General features: G+C 64.3%; 15 protein-coding genes. 13 read left to right on the top strand and 2 right to left on the bottom strand.

Annotation, left to right across the window (positions count from 1 at the left end):
• Positions 1-47: 47 nt before the first annotated feature.
• From IB262_RS02670 to IB262_RS02715, 10 genes are all read left to right on the top strand, one after another.
• Positions 48-461 carry a DUF1636 domain-containing protein gene (locus tag IB262_RS02670; RefSeq protein WP_034788085.1) on the top strand — a complete coding sequence of 138 codons (414 nt, stop codon included), beginning with the start codon at positions 48-50 and terminating at the stop codon, positions 459-461.
• Between the two features lie 22 nt (positions 462-483).
• Positions 484-1,287 (top strand): ABC transporter ATP-binding protein, encoded by an 804-nt coding sequence (locus tag IB262_RS02675; RefSeq protein ID WP_034788088.1) that lies wholly within the window; start codon positions 484-486, stop codon positions 1,285-1,287.
• A complete protein-coding gene (locus tag IB262_RS02680; RefSeq protein WP_034788092.1) occupies positions 1,284-2,237 on the top strand; it encodes an ABC transporter substrate-binding protein in 954 nt (317 codons plus the stop codon). Before IB262_RS02675 ends, IB262_RS02680 begins: the two co-directional genes overlap by 4 nt.
• A gap of 87 nt (positions 2,238-2,324) precedes the next feature.
• Positions 2,325-3,308: an iron ABC transporter permease gene (locus IB262_RS02685; RefSeq protein WP_060520775.1), complete on the top strand. Its 984-nt coding sequence runs from the start codon at positions 2,325-2,327 to the stop codon at positions 3,306-3,308.
• 91 nt (positions 3,309-3,399) lie between these two features.
• A complete protein-coding gene (locus IB262_RS02690) occupies positions 3,400-3,960 on the top strand; it encodes a DUF924 family protein (protein ID WP_112976504.1) in 561 nt (186 codons plus the stop codon).
• 126 nt (positions 3,961-4,086) lie between these two features.
• Positions 4,087-6,894, top strand: coding sequence for a mechanosensitive ion channel family protein (locus IB262_RS02695; protein WP_162728830.1), 2,808 nt, complete (start codon positions 4,087-4,089; stop codon positions 6,892-6,894).
• Between the two features lie 168 nt (positions 6,895-7,062).
• A complete protein-coding gene (locus IB262_RS02700) occupies positions 7,063-7,341 on the top strand; it encodes a hypothetical protein (protein ID WP_034788099.1) in 279 nt (92 codons plus the stop codon).
• A gap of 314 nt (positions 7,342-7,655) precedes the next feature.
• Positions 7,656-9,212: a caspase domain-containing protein gene (locus IB262_RS02705; RefSeq protein WP_112976505.1), complete on the top strand. Its 1,557-nt coding sequence runs from the start codon at positions 7,656-7,658 to the stop codon at positions 9,210-9,212.
• 156 nt (positions 9,213-9,368) lie between these two features.
• A complete protein-coding gene (locus IB262_RS02710; RefSeq protein ID WP_034788518.1) occupies positions 9,369-10,130 on the top strand; it encodes an MBL fold metallo-hydrolase in 762 nt (253 codons plus the stop codon).
• A gap of 170 nt (positions 10,131-10,300) precedes the next feature.
• Positions 10,301-12,058 carry an adenylate/guanylate cyclase domain-containing protein gene (locus IB262_RS02715; protein WP_112976506.1) on the top strand — a complete coding sequence of 586 codons (1,758 nt, stop codon included), beginning with the start codon at positions 10,301-10,303 and terminating at the stop codon, positions 12,056-12,058.
• Positions 12,059-12,099: 41 nt separating this feature from the next.
• On the opposite strand, the gene IB262_RS02720 is transcribed toward IB262_RS02715, so the two are convergent.
• Positions 12,100-13,509, bottom strand: a complete 1,410-nt coding sequence (locus tag IB262_RS02720; protein ID WP_112976507.1) for an adenylate/guanylate cyclase domain-containing protein — start codon at positions 13,507-13,509, stop codon at positions 12,100-12,102.
• Between the two features lie 120 nt (positions 13,510-13,629).
• Positions 13,630-14,046 (bottom strand): nuclear transport factor 2 family protein, encoded by a 417-nt coding sequence (locus IB262_RS02725; RefSeq protein WP_112976508.1) that lies wholly within the window; start codon positions 14,044-14,046, stop codon positions 13,630-13,632.
• A 179-nt stretch (positions 14,047-14,225) separates the two neighbouring features.
• On the opposite strand from IB262_RS02725, the gene IB262_RS02730 reads away from it, so the two are divergent.
• The 3 genes from IB262_RS02730 to IB262_RS02740 all read left to right on the top strand — a co-directional run bounded on the left by IB262_RS02730 (position 14,226) and on the right by IB262_RS02740 (position 16,859).
• Positions 14,226-14,636, top strand: a complete 411-nt coding sequence (locus IB262_RS02730; RefSeq protein WP_112976509.1) for a GFA family protein — start codon at positions 14,226-14,228, stop codon at positions 14,634-14,636.
• A 130-nt stretch (positions 14,637-14,766) separates the two neighbouring features.
• A complete protein-coding gene (locus IB262_RS02735) occupies positions 14,767-15,840 on the top strand; it encodes a cyclic nucleotide-gated ion channel (RefSeq protein WP_112976510.1) in 1,074 nt (357 codons plus the stop codon).
• A gap of 185 nt (positions 15,841-16,025) precedes the next feature.
• Positions 16,026-16,859 carry a response regulator gene (locus tag IB262_RS02740; protein WP_034788121.1) on the top strand — a complete coding sequence of 278 codons (834 nt, stop codon included), beginning with the start codon at positions 16,026-16,028 and terminating at the stop codon, positions 16,857-16,859.
• Positions 16,860-17,088: the final 229 nt, after the last annotated feature.

Consider the following 17,088-nt stretch of genomic DNA (forward strand, 5'->3'; position numbering starts at 1 on the left):
TCTTGCCGTTTCGCCATCTCTTGCCGTCAGTCCGGCGGAGGGCAGGAATGGCTGAGCCGAATTTCCGACAGCACAAGATAACGGTCTGCACCGATTGCCGCTTCACCGGCGGCCCATGCGTGCCCGGTGCCGAGCTGATCAAGCGGCTCAACCTGAGCATCGCAGCGCTCGGCGCACCGCTCGATCGCGACTTCTCGATCGCCGGAACGGTCTGCATGGCGGCCTGCACGCGGCCCTGCACCATCGCCTTCCAGGCGACGGGGAAGGCGACCTATCTCTTCGGCGACGTCTCGCCGGAAGAGGACATCGACGATCTCGTGCGCTTTGCCACAACCTATGCCGAGCGTGGCGATGGCATGACGCGGGCCGCGGAAAGGCCGCGCGGGCTGAAAGGCAAGACGCTTGCCCGCATTCCCGCGGCGATGCTCGTCTCCGAAGATCTCGGCGGGCACTTCCAATGAGGTCGCGCAGAGGAACGAACCCATGAGCTGCAACGCAACGGGTGCAGCCCTCACGGTCGAGGGCCTTCGCTGGGGGCCGCGTTCGGGCCTGACGCTGGTCAACGACATCGGCTTTGCGATCGCGGCCGGCAGCCGGCTTGCGATCCTCGGGCCGAATGGCGCCGGCAAGACCTCGCTTCTGCGCTGCCTCTACCGGGCGGTGCAGCCGAACGCCGGCCGTGTTTCGGTCGATGGCGTCGATCTCTGGTCGATCTCGGCGCGCGAGGCGGCAAGGACAATCGCCGTCGTCTTGCAAGAGATGCCCGGCGATTTTCCCTTCAGCGTGCGCGACGTCGTGATGATGGGACGCATTCCGCGGCGGGAGGGCCTGAGCGGCTGGAACGATTTCGACCGCGAGCGGGTGCAGCATGCGCTCGCGCATCTCGATCTCGCCCATCTTGCCGGTCGCCAGTTCTCGACGCTTTCGGGCGGTGAGAAGCAGCGGGTGCTGATCGCCCGCGCGCTGGCACAGGAACCGCGCATCATCATCCTCGACGAGCCGACGAACCATCTCGACATCCGCCACCAGCTCGAAATCCTCGAGCTCTTGCAAACGCTGAAGCTGACGATCGTCTCGACGCTGCACGACATCAACCTCGCCGCCGAGTTTGCGACAGATGTCGCGATCTTGACCGCCGGGCGGCTGACGGCCTTCGGCCCGCCCGAAGAGGTGCTCAGCCCCAGCGAGCTTTCGGCCGCCTTCGGCGTCACCGCCACCGTTCACAATGCCGCTGCCGGCGGCGCCCGCTTTTCCTTTTCACTTCCTCGACAGGGATCGATTTCATGAAGATCAATATTGCCCCATTTTCCCTTCTTTTCGTGCTTGCCGCCGCCACGCCGGCGCTTGCCTATCCGGTCACCGTCAAGAGCTGCAACCGCGAGGTGACCTTCGACGCGGCGCCGAAGCGGGCGATCGCCAACGACGTCAACCTGGTGGAGATGATGCTGGCGCTGAGGCTCCAGGACCGCATGGTCGGCTATACCGGCGTTTCCGGCTGGAAGACGCTGGACGAGAAGCTGCGCGAAGGCGTCAAGGAACTGCCGGAGCTTTCGGAGAAATATCCGACCAAGGAAGTGCTGCTCAACGCCGATGCCGACTTCCTCTTTGCCGGCTGGAACTACGGCATGAAGGTCGGCGGCGAGGTCACGCCCGAGACATTGGCGCCCTTCAAGATCGGCGTCTACGAGCTGACCGAATCCTGCATCCACGTGATGGCCAAGCAGAAGCCTGATATGAACGACATGTTCGTCGATCTTCTCAATCTCGGCCGCATCTTCGGCGTCGAGGATCGCGCCGAGACGCTGGTTGACGGCTATCGTCGCCAGCTTGCCGAGATCACCAAGGCGAACGCCGGCAAGGCTAACCCGACGCGGGTCTTCGTCTATGATTCCGGCGAAGAGAAGCCGTTTACTTCCGGCCGCTTCGGCATTCCGACGGCGATGATCGAGGCCGCCGGCGGCGCCAACATCATGGACGACGTGGAAAAGAGCTGGGTGGAAATCTCTTGGGAACCGGTGATCGAGCGCAACCCGGAAGTGGTGGTCATCGTCAACTACGGCGAGGTGAAGGCCGAGGACAAGATCGCCTTCATGAAGAACAATGCGGCCTTCAAGAATGTCGATGCCGTCAAGAACGATCGCTTCGTCGTGCTCGATTATGTCGAAGCGACGCCAGGCCCGCGCAACATCGACGCCATTGCCAGGCTTGCCAAGGCCTTTCAGGGCGAGGGCCTGTAAGCGATGCTGGCTGAGGATGCGTCGCCTGGTCCCGTCGCCGTTTCACGCCTAGCGCCGGCACGGGCGCTGAAGGCGGGTGCCGGTCTCATGACGGCGCTTTTGCTGCTGGCCTTGACCGTCACGGCCGGCGTATCGCTCGGCTCGGCGCCGATCCCGGTTGCGACCGTCTGGTCGATCATCGCCAGCAAGATTTCTCCGGGCAGCGTCGAGGCTTTCTGGTCGGCGGGGCGCGAGAGCATCGTCTGGGACGTGCGCCTGCCGCGCGTCATGCTGGCGGGCCTCGTCGGCGCCGGGCTGGGGCTGACTGGCGCCGTGCTGCAGGCGGTCACGCGCAATCCACTTGCCGATCCGCATCTGCTCGGCGTTTCCTCCGGCGGCGCGCTCGGCGCGATCGTGGCGCTGCTGCACACCGGCATGATCCTCGGTCTTGCCACGGTGCCGCTCTTTGCCTTTGCCGGCGCGCTGCTCGCAACCGTGCTCGTCGCCTTCGTCTCCCGCGTGCTCGGGAGCAGCGCCGACCGTCTCGTGCTGGCCGGCGTCGCGGTCGCCTTCGTCTTGACATCCGTCGGCAACCTCATGATTTTCCTTGGGGACCCGAGGGCGACCCATACGGTCATCTTCTGGATGCTCGGCGGTCTTGGCCTGGCGCAATGGTCGCAGCTCGTCTATCCCGGCGTGGTGCTTTTCGCCTCCCTCGGCTGGCTGATGATCCGGGCGCGCGAAATCAATGCGCTCGCCATGGGCGACGAAACCGCGATGACGCTCGGCATTCCCGTGCGCCGCTTCCGGCTGACGCTGTTCGTCGTCACCGCACTTCTGACCGGGGTGATGGTCGCCTTTTCCGGCGCGATCGGTTTCGTCGGGCTGATGGTGCCGCATTTCGTGCGGCTTCTGGCCGGCAGCGACAACGTGCGGGTCATTCCGCTCTCGGCCTTCTTCGGGGCGCTGACGCTCATCCTTGCGGATCTGGCGGCCCGCGTCATCATGGCGCCGGAGGACATGCCGATCGGCGTCGTCACCGGGCTCGTCGGCGGCATCGCCTTCATTGCCATCCTGAAGCGACGCGCGTAAGGCGGGTAGGAACACGTTATGGACAAGGGCCGGTTCCGGCCTATGTGTTAGCGCAGCCGAGGGATCGGCGATTGGCCCGCATGAGGAGCATATGGCGAACGAAGCTGACATCTGCACGCCGCAGGACGTTCTGAATTTCTGGTTTGGCGAACTCACCTATGACGACTGGTTCGGGACGAGCCACGAACTCGACCAGGCCTGTATCAGCCGCTTCCAGGCGTCGCACCTGGCGCTGGCCCGTGGTGTCGACGAGATCTGGCGCGCGAGCCCGGAAAACCGGCTGGCGGCGATCGTGCTTTTGGACCAGATGCCGCGCAACATGTTTCGCGGCACGCCGCTCGCCTTTGCCACCGATTGCCTGGCACTGCACGAGGCCAAGCTCGCCCTTGGCGCCGGTGCCGACATGGCGATCAAGCCGGAATGGCGCGCCTTCGTCTATCTGCCCTTCGAGCATTCGGAAAACCTTACCGACCAGACCATGTCGGTGAAGCTCTTTACCGAGCTCGGCGATGCCGATTATCTCGACTATGCCATCCGGCACCGCGAGGTGATCGAGCAGTTCGGTCGTTTCCCGCATCGCAACGCCTTCCTGGCGCGGCCCTCGACGGAGGCCGAACTTGCCTATCTGGCGCAGCCCGGCGCCGGTTTTTAACGGGAAAGCGGGCGCTGACGGGGATTTATCGCCGTTCTTTGCATCTTTCCGCCGTCTTTCGTATTCACATCGAAACGTGAAGACGGCCGGAGCGATTCCGGACCACGGTCTCAATCTGCAAGGATCATGAAATTGCGTTCTGTCGGAAAACTGCCCGCCATTCTCGTCTGCCTGCTGGCGCTTGCCGTGGGCGGCCCGGTCATGGCCCAGAAGGCGGCGCAGCCGACAGCGCAACAAACCGCACAGGCAAACGGGCAGGCGGGCCAGAAATCGGCGCAGCCGGCGCAATCGCCGCAAGGGGCACAATCGTCCCAGACCGCCGCCCAGCCTGCTGCCGGCAAGCCGGCGCAGGAGGCGCAGCCAGCGGAGAACGGGGCGACCCCCGGTGCCACCGAACCTGCGGCGACAACCACGCAGCCTGCCCAGAATGCCCAGCCGGCGGCCGATGCCTTGCCGGCGGATGCCACGCCGCCGGCCCAGAGCCAGGCGGCCGAGCAGCTGACCAAGGCCGACGAGGAACTGAAGGGACTGACCGAACGGGTCGAGAAAGCCAAGGACGACGACATCGTGCTTGCCGACCTCAAGGTTCAGGTCGACGCGCTCGCCAAACAGATCATCGGCGTTTCGGTTTCGACCCGCCCGCGCCTCGACGAAATCAAGGCGCGGTTGACCGAACTTGGCGATCCGCCGGCCGAGGGGCAACCGCCCGAAGCCGACATCGTGACAGCCGAGCGCAAGCGGCTGATGGCCGAACGTGGTGCCATCAATGCGCTGACCGGCGAGGCGGAAGGCCTGTCGGTGCAGGCGACGAAGCTGTCCAACGCCATTACCGCGACAAGGCGCGCGCTGTTTTCCAATACGCTCCTGAAGAACACCGAAGTGTCGACCGGAATGTTCGACGACGCGCTGACGGCGACGGCGGACGAGACCCGGGTACTGTCGCGCAGCGTCGGGAGCTGGCTGAGCTTTGCCTGGAACTACAAGCGCGTGCCGCTCCTGACGGCGCTGTTCCTGTCGCTGCTGGCGGCGCTCGTGTTCCTTTCCGGCAGCCGCAGGCTCTTTCGCCCGCTGATCGAGCATGACATTACCGATGAGGAGCCGAGCTACTTCCGGCGGCTCTCCGTCGCATTCTGGTCGACACTGATCCCGACCATCGCGTCGGCCGCCTTCGCGGTCTCGAGCTTCCTGTTCCTGCGCGGCTTCAACGTGCTGCGTTCAGATATCGCACCGATCATTGCAATCACGCTCGGGGTCGCCGTCGTCGTCTTCTTCGTGACGAGGCTCGCTCAGGCCGTGTTGTCGCCGCGCGATTCGCGCTGGCGGCTCGTCCGGGTTTCTGATCGCGGCGCGCGGATGCTGATGATCGCGATCTTCGCCATGGCGCTGGTCAACGGCCTCGACTACCTCTTCGGCGGCGTCAGCGAGGCGCTCGGTTCGCCTGTCGTCCTGACCGTCGTCAAGAGCTACATTGCCTCCATCGTCATCGGCCTCATCATCATGGCTTCGGCCTGGATCAAGCCGACGCTCAGGAAGGATGAATCCTTCGATGCCCATGGCCGCGCCTGGCCGCGGGTGGTGTCTTTCGCGCTGCTCGCGACCGGCGCCTTGCTCATCATTGCCGCTGTGTCGGGCTATGTCGGTCTTGCCCGCTTCATCGCCACGCAGATCATCATTACGGGCGCGATCCTCGTCACGATGTATATCGGCATCCTCACCGGCCGGGCGGTTGCCAAGCAGGGCGCCTTTGCGGAGACCGCCGCCGGGCGTTATCTCGAGCGGCGCTATAATCTCGAACAGGTGGCGCTCGACCAGATCGGCCTTGCCGCGGGCCTCAGCATCTACGCGCTGGTCGTGATGTTCTTCATCCCGCTGATCCTCTTGCAGTGGGGCTTCCAGGTCGCCGACATCGAGTCCTGGGCCTACCGGATGGTGACCGAGATCAAGATCGGCTCGATCACGATTTCGCTGGTTGGCATCCTCGCCGGCATCCTGTTCTTCGCGCTCGGCTACGCCGTCACCCGTTTCGTGCAGCGCTGGATCGACGGCAACATCATGGCACGCAGCCGGGTCGATGCGGGCGTGCGCAACTCGATCCGCACCGGCATCGGCTATACCGGCGTCGGGCTTGCGGGGCTGATCGGCCTGTCGGCGGCCGGCATCGACCTCTCCAACCTCGCGCTCGTTGCCGGTGCCCTCTCGCTCGGTGTCGGCTTCGGCCTGCAGAACATCGTCTCGAACTTCGTTTCGGGGCTCATCCTGCTCGTCGAGCGCCCGTTCAAGGTGGGGGACTGGATCGTCAGCGGTACGACGGAAGGTTTCGTCAAGCGCATCTCTGTTCGCGCGACCGAGATCGAGACCTTCCAGCACCAGTCGATCATGATGCCGAACTCGCTGCTCATCAACGCCTCGGTCGGCAACTGGACGCACCGCAACAAGCTCGGCCGCTCCGAAATCGCCATCACCGTCACCTATGCCAGCGAGCCGCGCCGGATCATGGAGCTGCTCGCCGAGATCGCGGCCGCCCATCCCATGGTCTTGAAGAACCCGTCGCCGAGCGTCGGCTTCACCGCCTTTGGCGATGACCGCATGACCTTCGAATTGCGCATCTACGTGGCCGACGTCCTGACCGGCGGCGGCGTGCGCAACGACCTGCGTGTCTCGATCTACGAACGCTTCCGCGACGAGGGCATCGGTGCGCCGTTCCCGGTCAAGATCGAGGACGTGCCGGTCGAGGACCAGACCGGCATCGAAAGCCACCACCCGGAAGAGGTCGGCGAGCCGAAGGGCGCCACCTCCGCCGAGGAAAGGGCCGCAGCCAAGTCTACCGCTTCGGACAAGAAAACTGCCGCTGCGGCGCCGCTCGACGAGGAGCGCGAAGTGGAGGGGGCAAGCAGCCGCCGGAGCGCCAGCCGCCGGGCAAACCCAAACCGCTGATAAACGGACCGTTCAGCCACTATTCAGCCGGCCTGCCATAAAAAGCATGCAATTCTTCTGGTGACCGACTACGCTGGTCATCGGCTGAAGAGGTGGCCGGCGCAGCGTCGCGTAACCGACGGGGCGGCCGGCTCGGCAAGAGGGCGGCGCGTCTGGCGTCGATGGGCGATGAAGAAATTTGTGATTGCTTTGCTTTCCGGTTTGCTGATGGCCGGCGCGCCGATGGCCGGTGCTGCCAGTGCCGCGACTGTCACGAACAAGGACAGCGAGACCGCCGTTCTGATCGTCGTCGAGGGTGAAAGCCGTGTGGAAGTGGCGATCGCATCCGGAGCGACCGAAATGATCTGCCCGAGCGGCTGTTTCGTCACCGCGCCGAGCGGTGACCGCATCGGCCTGCAGGGCGACGAGAACGTCGAGATCGTCAACGGCAACGTTGTCGTCAAGTAACCTTTCATTCCGCGACAGCGGTGCGGCAGGCGCGCCGCTGTCGGGTGGCACTCCATTCGTTCGATAGGTCGGCAGGTGCCGTCGCTGATGGCGCCGGCAGCCCCTTTAGTAACGGTCGCGGTGCTTTCTTCGCTCGAAGCCTAATCCCAAGGGATGGGCGAGGGCGCCGAAGCTCTCATTCGTTCGGGCGGGCAAGCCCGCGTCGGGCCTGCCGGACACTCTCCTTGCATTGACAGGCTGCATTGCCGGTAGCACGCTTGGGCGTTGGGGTGACGCGCGTGGTCGCGATCATCCGCGCATTGCCGGGGGGAGCCATGCCATTCCTTCGCATCGCCTTGTCCGTTCTGCTGGTGCTTTTCGCATCGGAGGCGCTGGCCGAAAAGCGTGTGGCGCTGGTCATCGGCAATTCCGCCTATCAGCATGTGGCCACCTTGCCCAATCCCGGCAATGACGCGCGCGACATGGCGGCAAAGCTCGAAGGGCTGGGCTTCGAGGTGGTGACCGGCGCTGATCTCGACCTCTCGGGTGTGCGCCGTGCGGTGCGGGACTTCGTCGGCCGGCTCGACGGCGCCGACCTCGCGTTGTTCTTCTATGCCGGCCACGGCCTGCAGGTGAACGGCGAAAACTATCTCGCCCCCGTCGATGCCACGCTCGCTTCCTCTGTCGATCTCGAATTCGAGGCGGTGCCGATGAACCTGATCCTGTCGGCGATGGAGCGCAGTACACGGGTCAATATCATCCTGCTCGACGCCTGCCGCGACAATCCGCTAGCGGTCAATCTCGCCCGCTCGATGGGCACGCGCTCCGCCTCGGTCGGCCGCGGCCTTGCCAAGGTCGGCACCGGCATCGGCACGCTGATCGCTTTCTCCACCCAGCCCGGCAATGTTGCCCTCGACGGATCGGGGCGCAATTCGCCGTTCACATCGGCGCTCTTGAAACATCTCGGCCAGCCGGGGCGCGACATTACCCGCGAACTGATCGACGTGCGCCGCGACGTGCTGGCGGCAACCGGCGGCAAGCAGGTGCCCTGGGACAATTCCTCGCTGACCGGCGAAGTGGTGCTGAAGCCCGCCGTTGACGGCAAGCCGGCGCCGGCCGAGGCGCCTGCGACGGGTCAGGCCGCCGAGCTTGCCTATTGGGAAACGATCAAGGATGCGACCGACCGCGACCTCTTCGACGCCTATCTGCAGCAATATCCCGACGGTGCGTTCGCATCGCTCGCCAAGGCAAAGATCAAGATCATCGAGCGGGCTTCAGTGCCTACATCCGAAGGCGTGCCCGGCGGATCGGGTGGCCAGGCCGTGGCGGCCATCGATCCGGCGCTGGCCGCGCCCAATGCCGACGACACGACATTGGCCCGTTCCGTACAGGTTGAGCTCAACCGGCTGGGCTGTCGCGCCGGCAGCGAGGATGGCGTCTGGGGTGCCGGCAGTCGCAAGGCGCTCGAAGCTTTTGGCAAGTTCGCAAAGGTCGACCTTGCGACGCTCGAACCCTCCAGCGACGTGCTCGGTCGCCTGAAGTCGGAGAAGGTGCGGATCTGCCCGCTTGCTTGCGGCCGTAACGAAGAGGCGAAGGATGGGCGCTGCGTCACGATCCGGCGCGAGGCGAAGCTGCCGCAACCAGGCGAGACGCAAGGCACGATCAAGGCACCGCAGAAAAACACCGGCACCCGTGCGATCAGCCCACCGGCCGAACTGCAGAAAAAGAGCTTTGCCAATTGCCCCGCAAATGCCGATGTCGCGTTCCGGCAGATGTTTGCCCGCGGCTCGGGCCGGGGCCGCATGACGATTTCCGCCACCCATTCCTGCGGCCGGGCCTTTGCCTGTCATCGCACCGCAAGGGGCCAGCCGTGGGATTGCGGCTGGCGGTAAAGCGGACAGCGCATGCTGGCGCCATCGAACGGGGTTGGCGTGAAGGGCGGCGGCGTTTCTCAACCCTCGCGCGTCATTTCAGGGCTTGATTTCGCTGCCGCATGCGCAAGGATCGCCGCGATGGTCAAGGCCGGTTCCGGCAAGGGAGGACACCCCATGAAGCTCCAGCTTATCCGCAACGCGACACTCAAGCTCGACTATGCCGGTCACACGGTGCTGATCGATCCCTTTCTCGGGCCGAAGGACAGCCTGCCGTCCTTTGCGGGGCGGGCGCCCAATCCGCTGGTCGGGCTGCCGTTCGACACCGATACCATTCTTGCCGGGGTCGAACTCGTCATTATCTCGCATCTGCACGAGGACCACTTCGACGACACCGCCAAGCATCGCTTGCCGAAGGGGCTGCCGATCTTCTGCCAGCCGGGCGACGAGGAGGCGATCCGTGGCGCTGGTTTTCGCGACGTCACGCCCCTTCTCGGCAAGGCGCAGTGGCAGGGCCTGAAGCTCACCCGACGTGACGGCAGCCACGGCCTTGGTCCTGTCGTTCAGGACATGGGGCCGGTCATGGGTTTCAGCCTTGAGGCCAAGGGCGAGCCGACGGTTTACTGGGCCGGCGACACGGTGCTCTATCCGGCCATCGAAAAGACCATCCACGATACGAAGCCGGATGTGATCGTCACCCATTCCTGCGGCGCACGCTGGGACGGCGCCCTGATCGTGATGGATGCGGCGCAGACGATCGCGGTCTGCGAGGCCTCCAAGAAGAGCATCGTGGTTGCAACGCACATGGAGGCGCTCGACCATGCGACGGTCAGCCGAGGTGATCTCCGCGCCGCCGCCAGCGCCCACGGCATCGCTTTGCCCAGGCTGCTCATTCCGGATGATGGCGACGTGTTGACCTTGATACCGCCCGTGGTCTAGGCGGCCGACAGGTCGCAGCAGACAAGCTGTACGCGGCACGGCTGCCGGGGGCCCTTCTTGACCGGCTGCGGTCTTGATCCGCTCTCGCTTGCCACAGGTATCTGTGAATATTCGAAAATTCGCGCATATTAAACACAACGAAATCCTCCGCCGCAGGAGCGGTCACCGTTGTGGATCGAAAGCTCGCAGCCATCCTTGCGGCCGATGTCGCCGGCTTCAGTCGCCTCGCAGCGCTCGACGAAGAGAACACGCTTCGCGCGCTCGACCTTTGCCGGGGGCGGATTGCCGAATTGGTGGATGACCATGGCGGCCGCATCTTCGGCAGTGCCGGCGATGGTCTCGTCGCCGAGTTTCCAAGCGCTGTTCAGGCCGTCCGCTGCGCGGTGGAAATCCAGCGCGGTCTTCTCGATGCGCAGGATCTGCCCCCCGAACGCCACCTGCAGTTTCGCATTGGTGTCAATCTCGGCGACATCGTCGTGTCGGGAGACGATCTGCTTGGCGACGGAGTCAATATCGCCGCGCGCCTGCAGGAGATCGCCGTCCCGTCGGGCATCTGTATTTCCGGGGCGGTGCGCGAACATCTCGACGGCAAGGTGCCCTTCGCGCTGACCAGCCTCGGCGAGCGGACCTTGAAGAACATCCCCCGGCCCATTCTGGTTTTCCGGGTCGACTGGCAAGACGAGATCGCCGTCGGAGGTGGCGTCCTCGACGGGGCGCCGCTGGCCGGTCGCAGCAAGGACCAGCCGTCGCTCGTCGTCATGCCCTTCGACAATCTGAGCGGTCCAGGCGACGAGTACTTCGTCGACGGTGTCGTGGAGGAGATCACTGCAGCGCTCTCGCGCGTCCGGGATTTCTTCGTCATCGCGCGCCAGTCCGCCTTCACCTACAAGGGGCGCTTCGTCGACGTGCGTGACGTCGGCCGGGAGTTCGGTGTCACCTATGTGGTTGAAGGCACCGTGCGCCGCGGTGGCGACCGGCTGCGCATTTCCGTGCAACTGGTCGACGCCGAGACGCGGACCCAATCCTGGTCGGATCGCTACGAGGGCGCAATCGAGGATATTTTCGAGTTCCAGGATCGGATCGCCGCGCAGGTGGCAGGCGCCATTCACCCCGCCATCCGCGATGCCGAGGTCGAGCTTGCCAAGCGCAAGCCGCCGGCCAGTCTGCGCGCCTATGATTTCGTCATGCGCGCCTTCCCCAATCTCTGGGGGCGCCGCAGGGATAGCAACAACCAGGCGATCGAACTGCTTCGGCAGGCGATCCTGGTCGATCCCGGCTACGGCCGCGCGCATGCGCTTCTGGCGTGGTGCCATGCCTCGAGCGCCTCCTACCTATGGACCGACCGGCCGGAGCAGGAACTGGATCAGGCGCGTGCAGCGATCGAAGGTGCAGGCTCGATCAGGGACGATCCGACCGCTTTGACTGCGGCTGGCGCGGCAATGAGCATCTGCGGCGATCAGGAGCGCGCCGCCACCTTTATCGAAAAGGCTCTGGCGCTTGATCCGAACAATGCCTGGGCATGGGCTCGGCTCGGCTGGATCGCGATCTTCACGGACGATCCCGCACGCGCAACGGAGCGGTTCCGGCGTGGGATGACGCTGAGCCCGAGAGACCCGCTCGCATTCAACATGAAACTGGGGATGGCTTTTTCCATGGCCATGCAAGGGGCTCTCTCCGAAGCCATCGCGATCGCCCAGGACGTCGTCAACAACTATCCTGACGTGACCTGGTCCTATCGCCACCTCGCGGCCTGGTCGGCGATGACGGGGGACATGGAGACCGCCCGATGGGCGGCGCAGAAGCTGCTGGCAGCAGAGCCGGGGTTCACGATCGAGCGGTATCGGGCACTGCCCTGGTTTCAGAGGATACCGCAGTGGCAGCATCAGATGGCCGAGGCGCTACGGCAAGCCGGCTTGCCCGAACGCTGATCGCCGCTCGAGGGATATGGGCGTTCCGTTCCCGGCCAGCCTCACGGGATCGAGAAAATGCTGATCTCGTTCGTGATGCCTCTGAGCGCGACATTGTGCGATTGCGGGTTGAGGCCGCGATCGCTGAGCAGGCTCGAGGCGCGCGGATCGTCGAGCACCGAACCGGTCGCAAAGATTTCGCGCGAGCTGGCGAGGTGCTGGACCCGAGAGGCGATGTTGACCGTCTGGCCGAAATAGTCCTGCCGCTCGTTGAGGCTGACGGCGATGCACGGTCCCTCGTGAATGCCGATTTTCAGCAGCAGGTCTTCCGAGCCGCGGTCCTCGTTCAGCTGTCGCATGGCGTCTCGCATGCGCATGGCGGCCGCAACCGCCCGGTCCGGCGTCGGGAAGGTGGCCATGACGGCGTCGCCGATCGTCTTGACCACCGCGCCGGCCTCCGCCGCGACGATCTCGTTGACGACGCTAAAATGGGTCTTCACCAGATCGAAGGCGGCGAGGTCGCCGACCCGCTCGTAGAGCTCGGTCGAGCCGCGCAGGTCGGAGAAGAGAAAGGTGAGGCTGGTGATCTTCAGCCGCTGGTCTACGTCGATCGTGTCGGTGCGGTGGATGTCGCGGAAGGTCTGGTTGGAGAGCAGCCGCTTGGCGGTCAGGAACGGCCGGCGGCGGCCGAGGATATCGTGCAGCGCGTCGTTGGCGATGCAGACCGAGGGCAGGGTGCGGACATCCGTGTGGTTTTCCACCTGGATGCGCAAGGGACCGGGCTGCATGGTCAGCGCTTCGTCGTGGCGATGGCCGCGATCGAAGACGAGCGACAGCGTGCGCCGCTCCTTGGTCGGCTCGCCCTTGACGTCGATGAACTGCGCGGCATGGGTGACCGGCTCGAAGATGATGATGAATTCCGCCGGCATCTGCAGCGAGATCACCGCCTTTTCGCCGGGCGGCAATTCCAGCGCCTCGATCATGAAATCGTCGACCTGGGCCTCGTAGCCCTCCTCGGGCAACTCGATGCCGGAGCCCCAGTAGATCTGCCGGAAATATTCGAGCGGCGTCAGTTCGTGCGGGCTGTGGGCCTCGATGTGGCGTATGCGCGGGTTCACGGTGAAGGTCACCTCCACCATCTCGTCCAGCGTCGGCTCATAGCCGGCGGCGCAGAGCGAGCAGGTATAGGTGTCGCTCTGCACGGTCTTCAGCGAGGTGTTGGCATCGAGCACGCCGCCGCAGCCGGGGCAAAGCACATTCCAGGAAAGCTCGAAAAGGCCGAGGCGGGAAGCATGCAGGAAGGCGGCGATCGCCTTCTCCTCGTCGAGCCCGTGCTCGGCGGCAAAGGCGAGTGCGTTGATGCGGCCGAGTTTGCGGTCCGGCGCTTCCCGGACAAATCGCTCCAATACGCCGGCGATTTCAGGCTGCACGGTCTGGCGCAGCATATCGAACAGAGGCTGGGCTTCACTCATGCCGGCATCCTACACCGAAAACGGGCGCCGGGGCAGACGGTTTATCGGTGAGGATTGGTCGAGGGGAAAGCGGCCGACCGCCTTCCCGTCATTCGCTACGCTCTACCTCGCCAGCACTCCTCAGGCTACCTTGCGGTCGCGACCGAAGGGATCGCCAAGCACGGACTCCGTGTGCAGACAGGCCTGCCAACCGCTGTTCTCGCGTATCCAGGTGGTGGCGTCGGCGGCTTTCAGTGTCAAAGGCTGCCCGTCCACATCCATCTCTTCCGTCACCGTATAGGCGATGACGGCGACGTCCTCGCGCGGAAAGACCACGCTGACGTCGTCGAGGCGGAACGACTTGAGCCTCCAGGAACGCTCGGCCTGTTCTGCCATTCTGCGATAGTCGTCCGGCGTGAGCACCGCTGCGCCTTGCGCGCCGACGACGATCGAGCGTTCGGGCAGCATGGCCACGGATGCCTCGGTGTCCTTCTCCAGAATGGTTCGCCAGAATTCCTGTTCGAGGTCGATAATCTCCTGTTCGTCGGCATGTGCCATGGTTCGTACCTCCGTTTGGCATACCGGCAGAAGACGTCAAACCGCGAAAGGTTCCGCCGAGACAGTCGGGTTCAGGCGATCTCAGAGCGCATCTTGATGCCGGCAACAAGGGTGGAACCGAACAACCGACCACGTTGTTTCCCTGGGCTGGCATCAGGGTTGGGACAGGGGGTAGGAACATGACGGTGCTATCGGGAAAATGCCTTTGCGGTCGGGTCGCGCTCTCGGTGCGCGGCGAACCGATCCGGGTCGGCATCTGCCATTGCATGGACTGCCGCAAGGAGAGCGGATCCGCCTTCACCTTCTATGGCATCTGGCCCGCGGAACAGTTTGAATATTCCGGCGAAATTTCGGATTTCCAGGGCCGGTGCTTCTGTTCGCATTGCGGCTCGCGTGTCTTTTCGGTCGACGCGCGCGAGGCGGAGGTCAAGCTCGGCATCCTGTCCCCGGCGCCGACGCCGCTGAAGCCGAGCTACGAGCTCTGGGTCAAGCGCCGGGAGCCTTGGCTGCGGCCAGTGGAGGGTGCCGCGCAGTACCAGGAAGATCGCGAACGCACCGGCGACGAGGAGCCGTCCGACACCCGCTACTAGGCCTCTTTCGCTACAAATTCGAATCCCCTTAAATGAGCATCGATTCATGCAGTGAATTGTGCTTTAGATCAAAGCGTTGCCGCCCCCGTCCGGCCGAGGCGTCGTCGGCGAGCGGACGCTGGGGGAGTGAATGTCGGCACGGCCTTCCTTACGAATTTCCACGCCGCTCAACGGACTGCTGGCAGCGCTCGGCCTTGCCGCCGTCGCGGCGCTGACCACGCGCAATATCGGCGCGACGGCGCGGTTGTCGCTGGAGGTGGTGCTTGGCGGCCTCTGGCTTTTCTATGTGCTGCAGCTGGCCGATACGCTCGCCGCCTGGCCCACGGCGGATCGTCGCGCGCTGATGCCGCATCTCGTGATCGATATGGTGGCCGTCGTCGTTCCGCTGGCCGCCTTCCTGTTCGCCGATCCGCGCGACCAGAGCCTTTATTGCGGAGTCTGGCTCTTGAAGCCCTTGCGCCATTCCACCTTCTTCCGGCTGCTCGGCCGGGTGGTGGCGCGCGCCGCGCCCAATCTCGTCGGCGTCACCTCGCTCTTCGGCATCGTGCTCTTCGGCGCATCGTTGGTCGCCTATCTGATCGAGCGCGACATCCAGCCGGACAAGTTCGGCAGCATTCCGCAGGCCATGTGGTGGGCGGTGGTGACGCTGTCGACCACCGGCTATGGCGACGAGATCCCGCAGACACTGGCCGGCCGGGTGCTTGCCGGTCTGGTGATGATGAGCGGTATCGGCATCTTTGCGCTCTGGGCGGGCATTCTCGCCACCGGGTTTTTCGAAGAAGTGCGCCGCCAGGATTTCGTGCGCAACTGGCAGCTGGTCGCGGCGGTGCCGCTGTTCGAAAAGCTCGGCTCGGCCGCCTTCGTCGAGATCGTCAGGGCATTGCGGCCGCGGGCGGTGCCGGCAGGTAGCATCATCTGCCGCAAGGGCGAGCCGGGCGACCAGATGTACTTCATCGTCGAGGGGCGCGTGACGATTGCAACGCCGTCACCGACGCCGGTCGAGCTCGGCCCCGGCAGTTTCTTCGGCGAGATGGCGCTGATATCGGGTGAGCCGCGCTCTGCGACCGTCACGGCTGCCACAGAGGTCTCTTTGCTGTCGCTCTATTCGGAGGATTTCCAGATGCTGTCGAGCAGCAATCCGGAGATCGCCGAGGTCATCCGCCGGACCGCCGAGACGCGGCGTGGCCGACCCCCGGAGGCATGAGAAAAGCCGGCGTCACGGCGGCCGGACGTCTCAAGCCGGCACGCCGGTCTCGTTAATTCGCCGGCCGCTTATTAACACCGAAGAAAGCCTTTCTCCTCTAGCATGGCGCCTGCAAGTTACAGCGACTAGGCGGGCATGAAGAACGCGCGGAGCTGTAGGGGGACACTCTTTCACATAGGCGTTCAATGTCATTTTTTGGCGTTTCCGGAATGTATTATTCCGGCGAATCCCTTGCCGAGCACCGCATCGTGCTTGCCGAGGACTCCAACCTCTTTTCCTCGATGGTCTCGAAGCGGCTGAAAGAGCTGTTCGACATCGATGTCATCGTCTGCCGCGACTATGACGATCTGCAGTTCGCCGTCGAAAACGCGACATTCCCGGCCTCGCTCGCCATCTCCAACATCAACCTGCCGGGGGCGGAAAACGGCGAGGCGCTCAACTACCTGATCGAGATGAGCGTGCCGACCGTCGTCTTCACCGGCTCGTTCCAGGAATCGACGCGCGAGAAGATCCTGGCCAAGGAGATCGTCGACTACGTCATCAAGGACAGCGTCTTTGCCGTCGACATGCTGGCGGAATCGGTCTGCCGGTTCCTCACCAACCACAAGCACCATGTGCTGATCGTCGACGACAGCCCGACCGCACGCGCGCTGCTGACGACGCAGCTCAAGCGCTACAACTTCCGCACCAGCTCGGCCGAAAACGGCGCGATGGCGCTGGAGCTCCTCAAGAACAATCCGGATATCGGCCTCGTCATCACCGACTACAACATGCCCGATATCGACGGCTTCGAGCTGACGCGGCGCATTCGCAGTTCCTACGGGCCGCACCAGCTGCGCATCATCGGTGTTTCGTCGTCGACCAACCGGCTTCTGTCGGCGCGCTTCCTCAAGGCCGGCGGCAACGACTTCGTCGTTCGTCCCTTCGTCAACGAGGAATTCTACTGCCGCGTCAACCAGAACCTGGATACGCTGACCAAGATCCGCACACTCAGTGAAAAAGTTAGGGTTCCTGCTTAACCATCAAAGCAGGATGGGTAAAAACCCCTAAGAATTATTGGGTGAGTGCATCAAAAACGCCGCGCACAGGTTGCCGTATTAACGAAATTGCAATCCGAACGGTCTTCAATCCGCCGCAGCAGGAGCGGGGAACCCGGTCACACGGATCACGCCGGCCGAAAGGCCAGGCGCGGCAAGTGGCCGGGTTGAAGATTTCGGGAGCCAGCGTCACCCCTTGAGGGAAGCACGC

Origin of the sequence: Ensifer sp. ENS02 (assembly GCF_014851885.1) — a bacterium.
GTDB classification, from domain to species: Bacteria; Pseudomonadota; Alphaproteobacteria; order Rhizobiales; family Rhizobiaceae; genus Ensifer; species Ensifer adhaerens.

What these genes read in the sequence shown, in the direction of transcription:
- IB262_RS02670 (WP_034788085.1), top strand. Translation starts at nt 48, where the DNA reads ATGGCTGAGCCGAATTTCCGACAGCACAAGATAACGGTCTGCACCGAT.
- IB262_RS02675 (WP_034788088.1), top strand. Translation starts at nt 484, where the DNA reads ATGAGCTGCAACGCAACGGGTGCAGCCCTCACGGTCGAGGGCCTTCGC.
- IB262_RS02680 (WP_034788092.1), top strand. Translation starts at nt 1,284, where the DNA reads ATGAAGATCAATATTGCCCCATTTTCCCTTCTTTTCGTGCTTGCCGCC.
- IB262_RS02685 (WP_060520775.1), top strand. Translation starts at nt 2,325, where the DNA reads ATGACGGCGCTTTTGCTGCTGGCCTTGACCGTCACGGCCGGCGTATCG.
- IB262_RS02690 (WP_112976504.1), top strand. Translation starts at nt 3,400, where the DNA reads ATGGCGAACGAAGCTGACATCTGCACGCCGCAGGACGTTCTGAATTTC.
- IB262_RS02695 (WP_162728830.1), top strand. Translation starts at nt 4,087, where the DNA reads ATGAAATTGCGTTCTGTCGGAAAACTGCCCGCCATTCTCGTCTGCCTG.
- IB262_RS02700 (WP_034788099.1), top strand. Translation starts at nt 7,063, where the DNA reads ATGAAGAAATTTGTGATTGCTTTGCTTTCCGGTTTGCTGATGGCCGGC.
- IB262_RS02705 (WP_112976505.1), top strand. Translation starts at nt 7,656, where the DNA reads ATGCCATTCCTTCGCATCGCCTTGTCCGTTCTGCTGGTGCTTTTCGCA.
- IB262_RS02710 (WP_034788518.1), top strand. Translation starts at nt 9,369, where the DNA reads ATGAAGCTCCAGCTTATCCGCAACGCGACACTCAAGCTCGACTATGCC.
- IB262_RS02720 (WP_112976507.1), bottom strand. Translation starts at nt 13,509, where the DNA reads ATGAGTGAAGCCCAGCCTCTGTTCGATATGCTGCGCCAGACCGTGCAG.
- IB262_RS02725 (WP_112976508.1), bottom strand. Translation starts at nt 14,046, where the DNA reads ATGGCACATGCCGACGAACAGGAGATTATCGACCTCGAACAGGAATTC.
- IB262_RS02730 (WP_112976509.1), top strand. Translation starts at nt 14,226, where the DNA reads ATGACGGTGCTATCGGGAAAATGCCTTTGCGGTCGGGTCGCGCTCTCG.
- IB262_RS02735 (WP_112976510.1), top strand. Translation starts at nt 14,767, where the DNA reads ATGTCGGCACGGCCTTCCTTACGAATTTCCACGCCGCTCAACGGACTG.
- IB262_RS02740 (WP_034788121.1), top strand. Translation starts at nt 16,026, where the DNA reads ATGTCATTTTTTGGCGTTTCCGGAATGTATTATTCCGGCGAATCCCTT.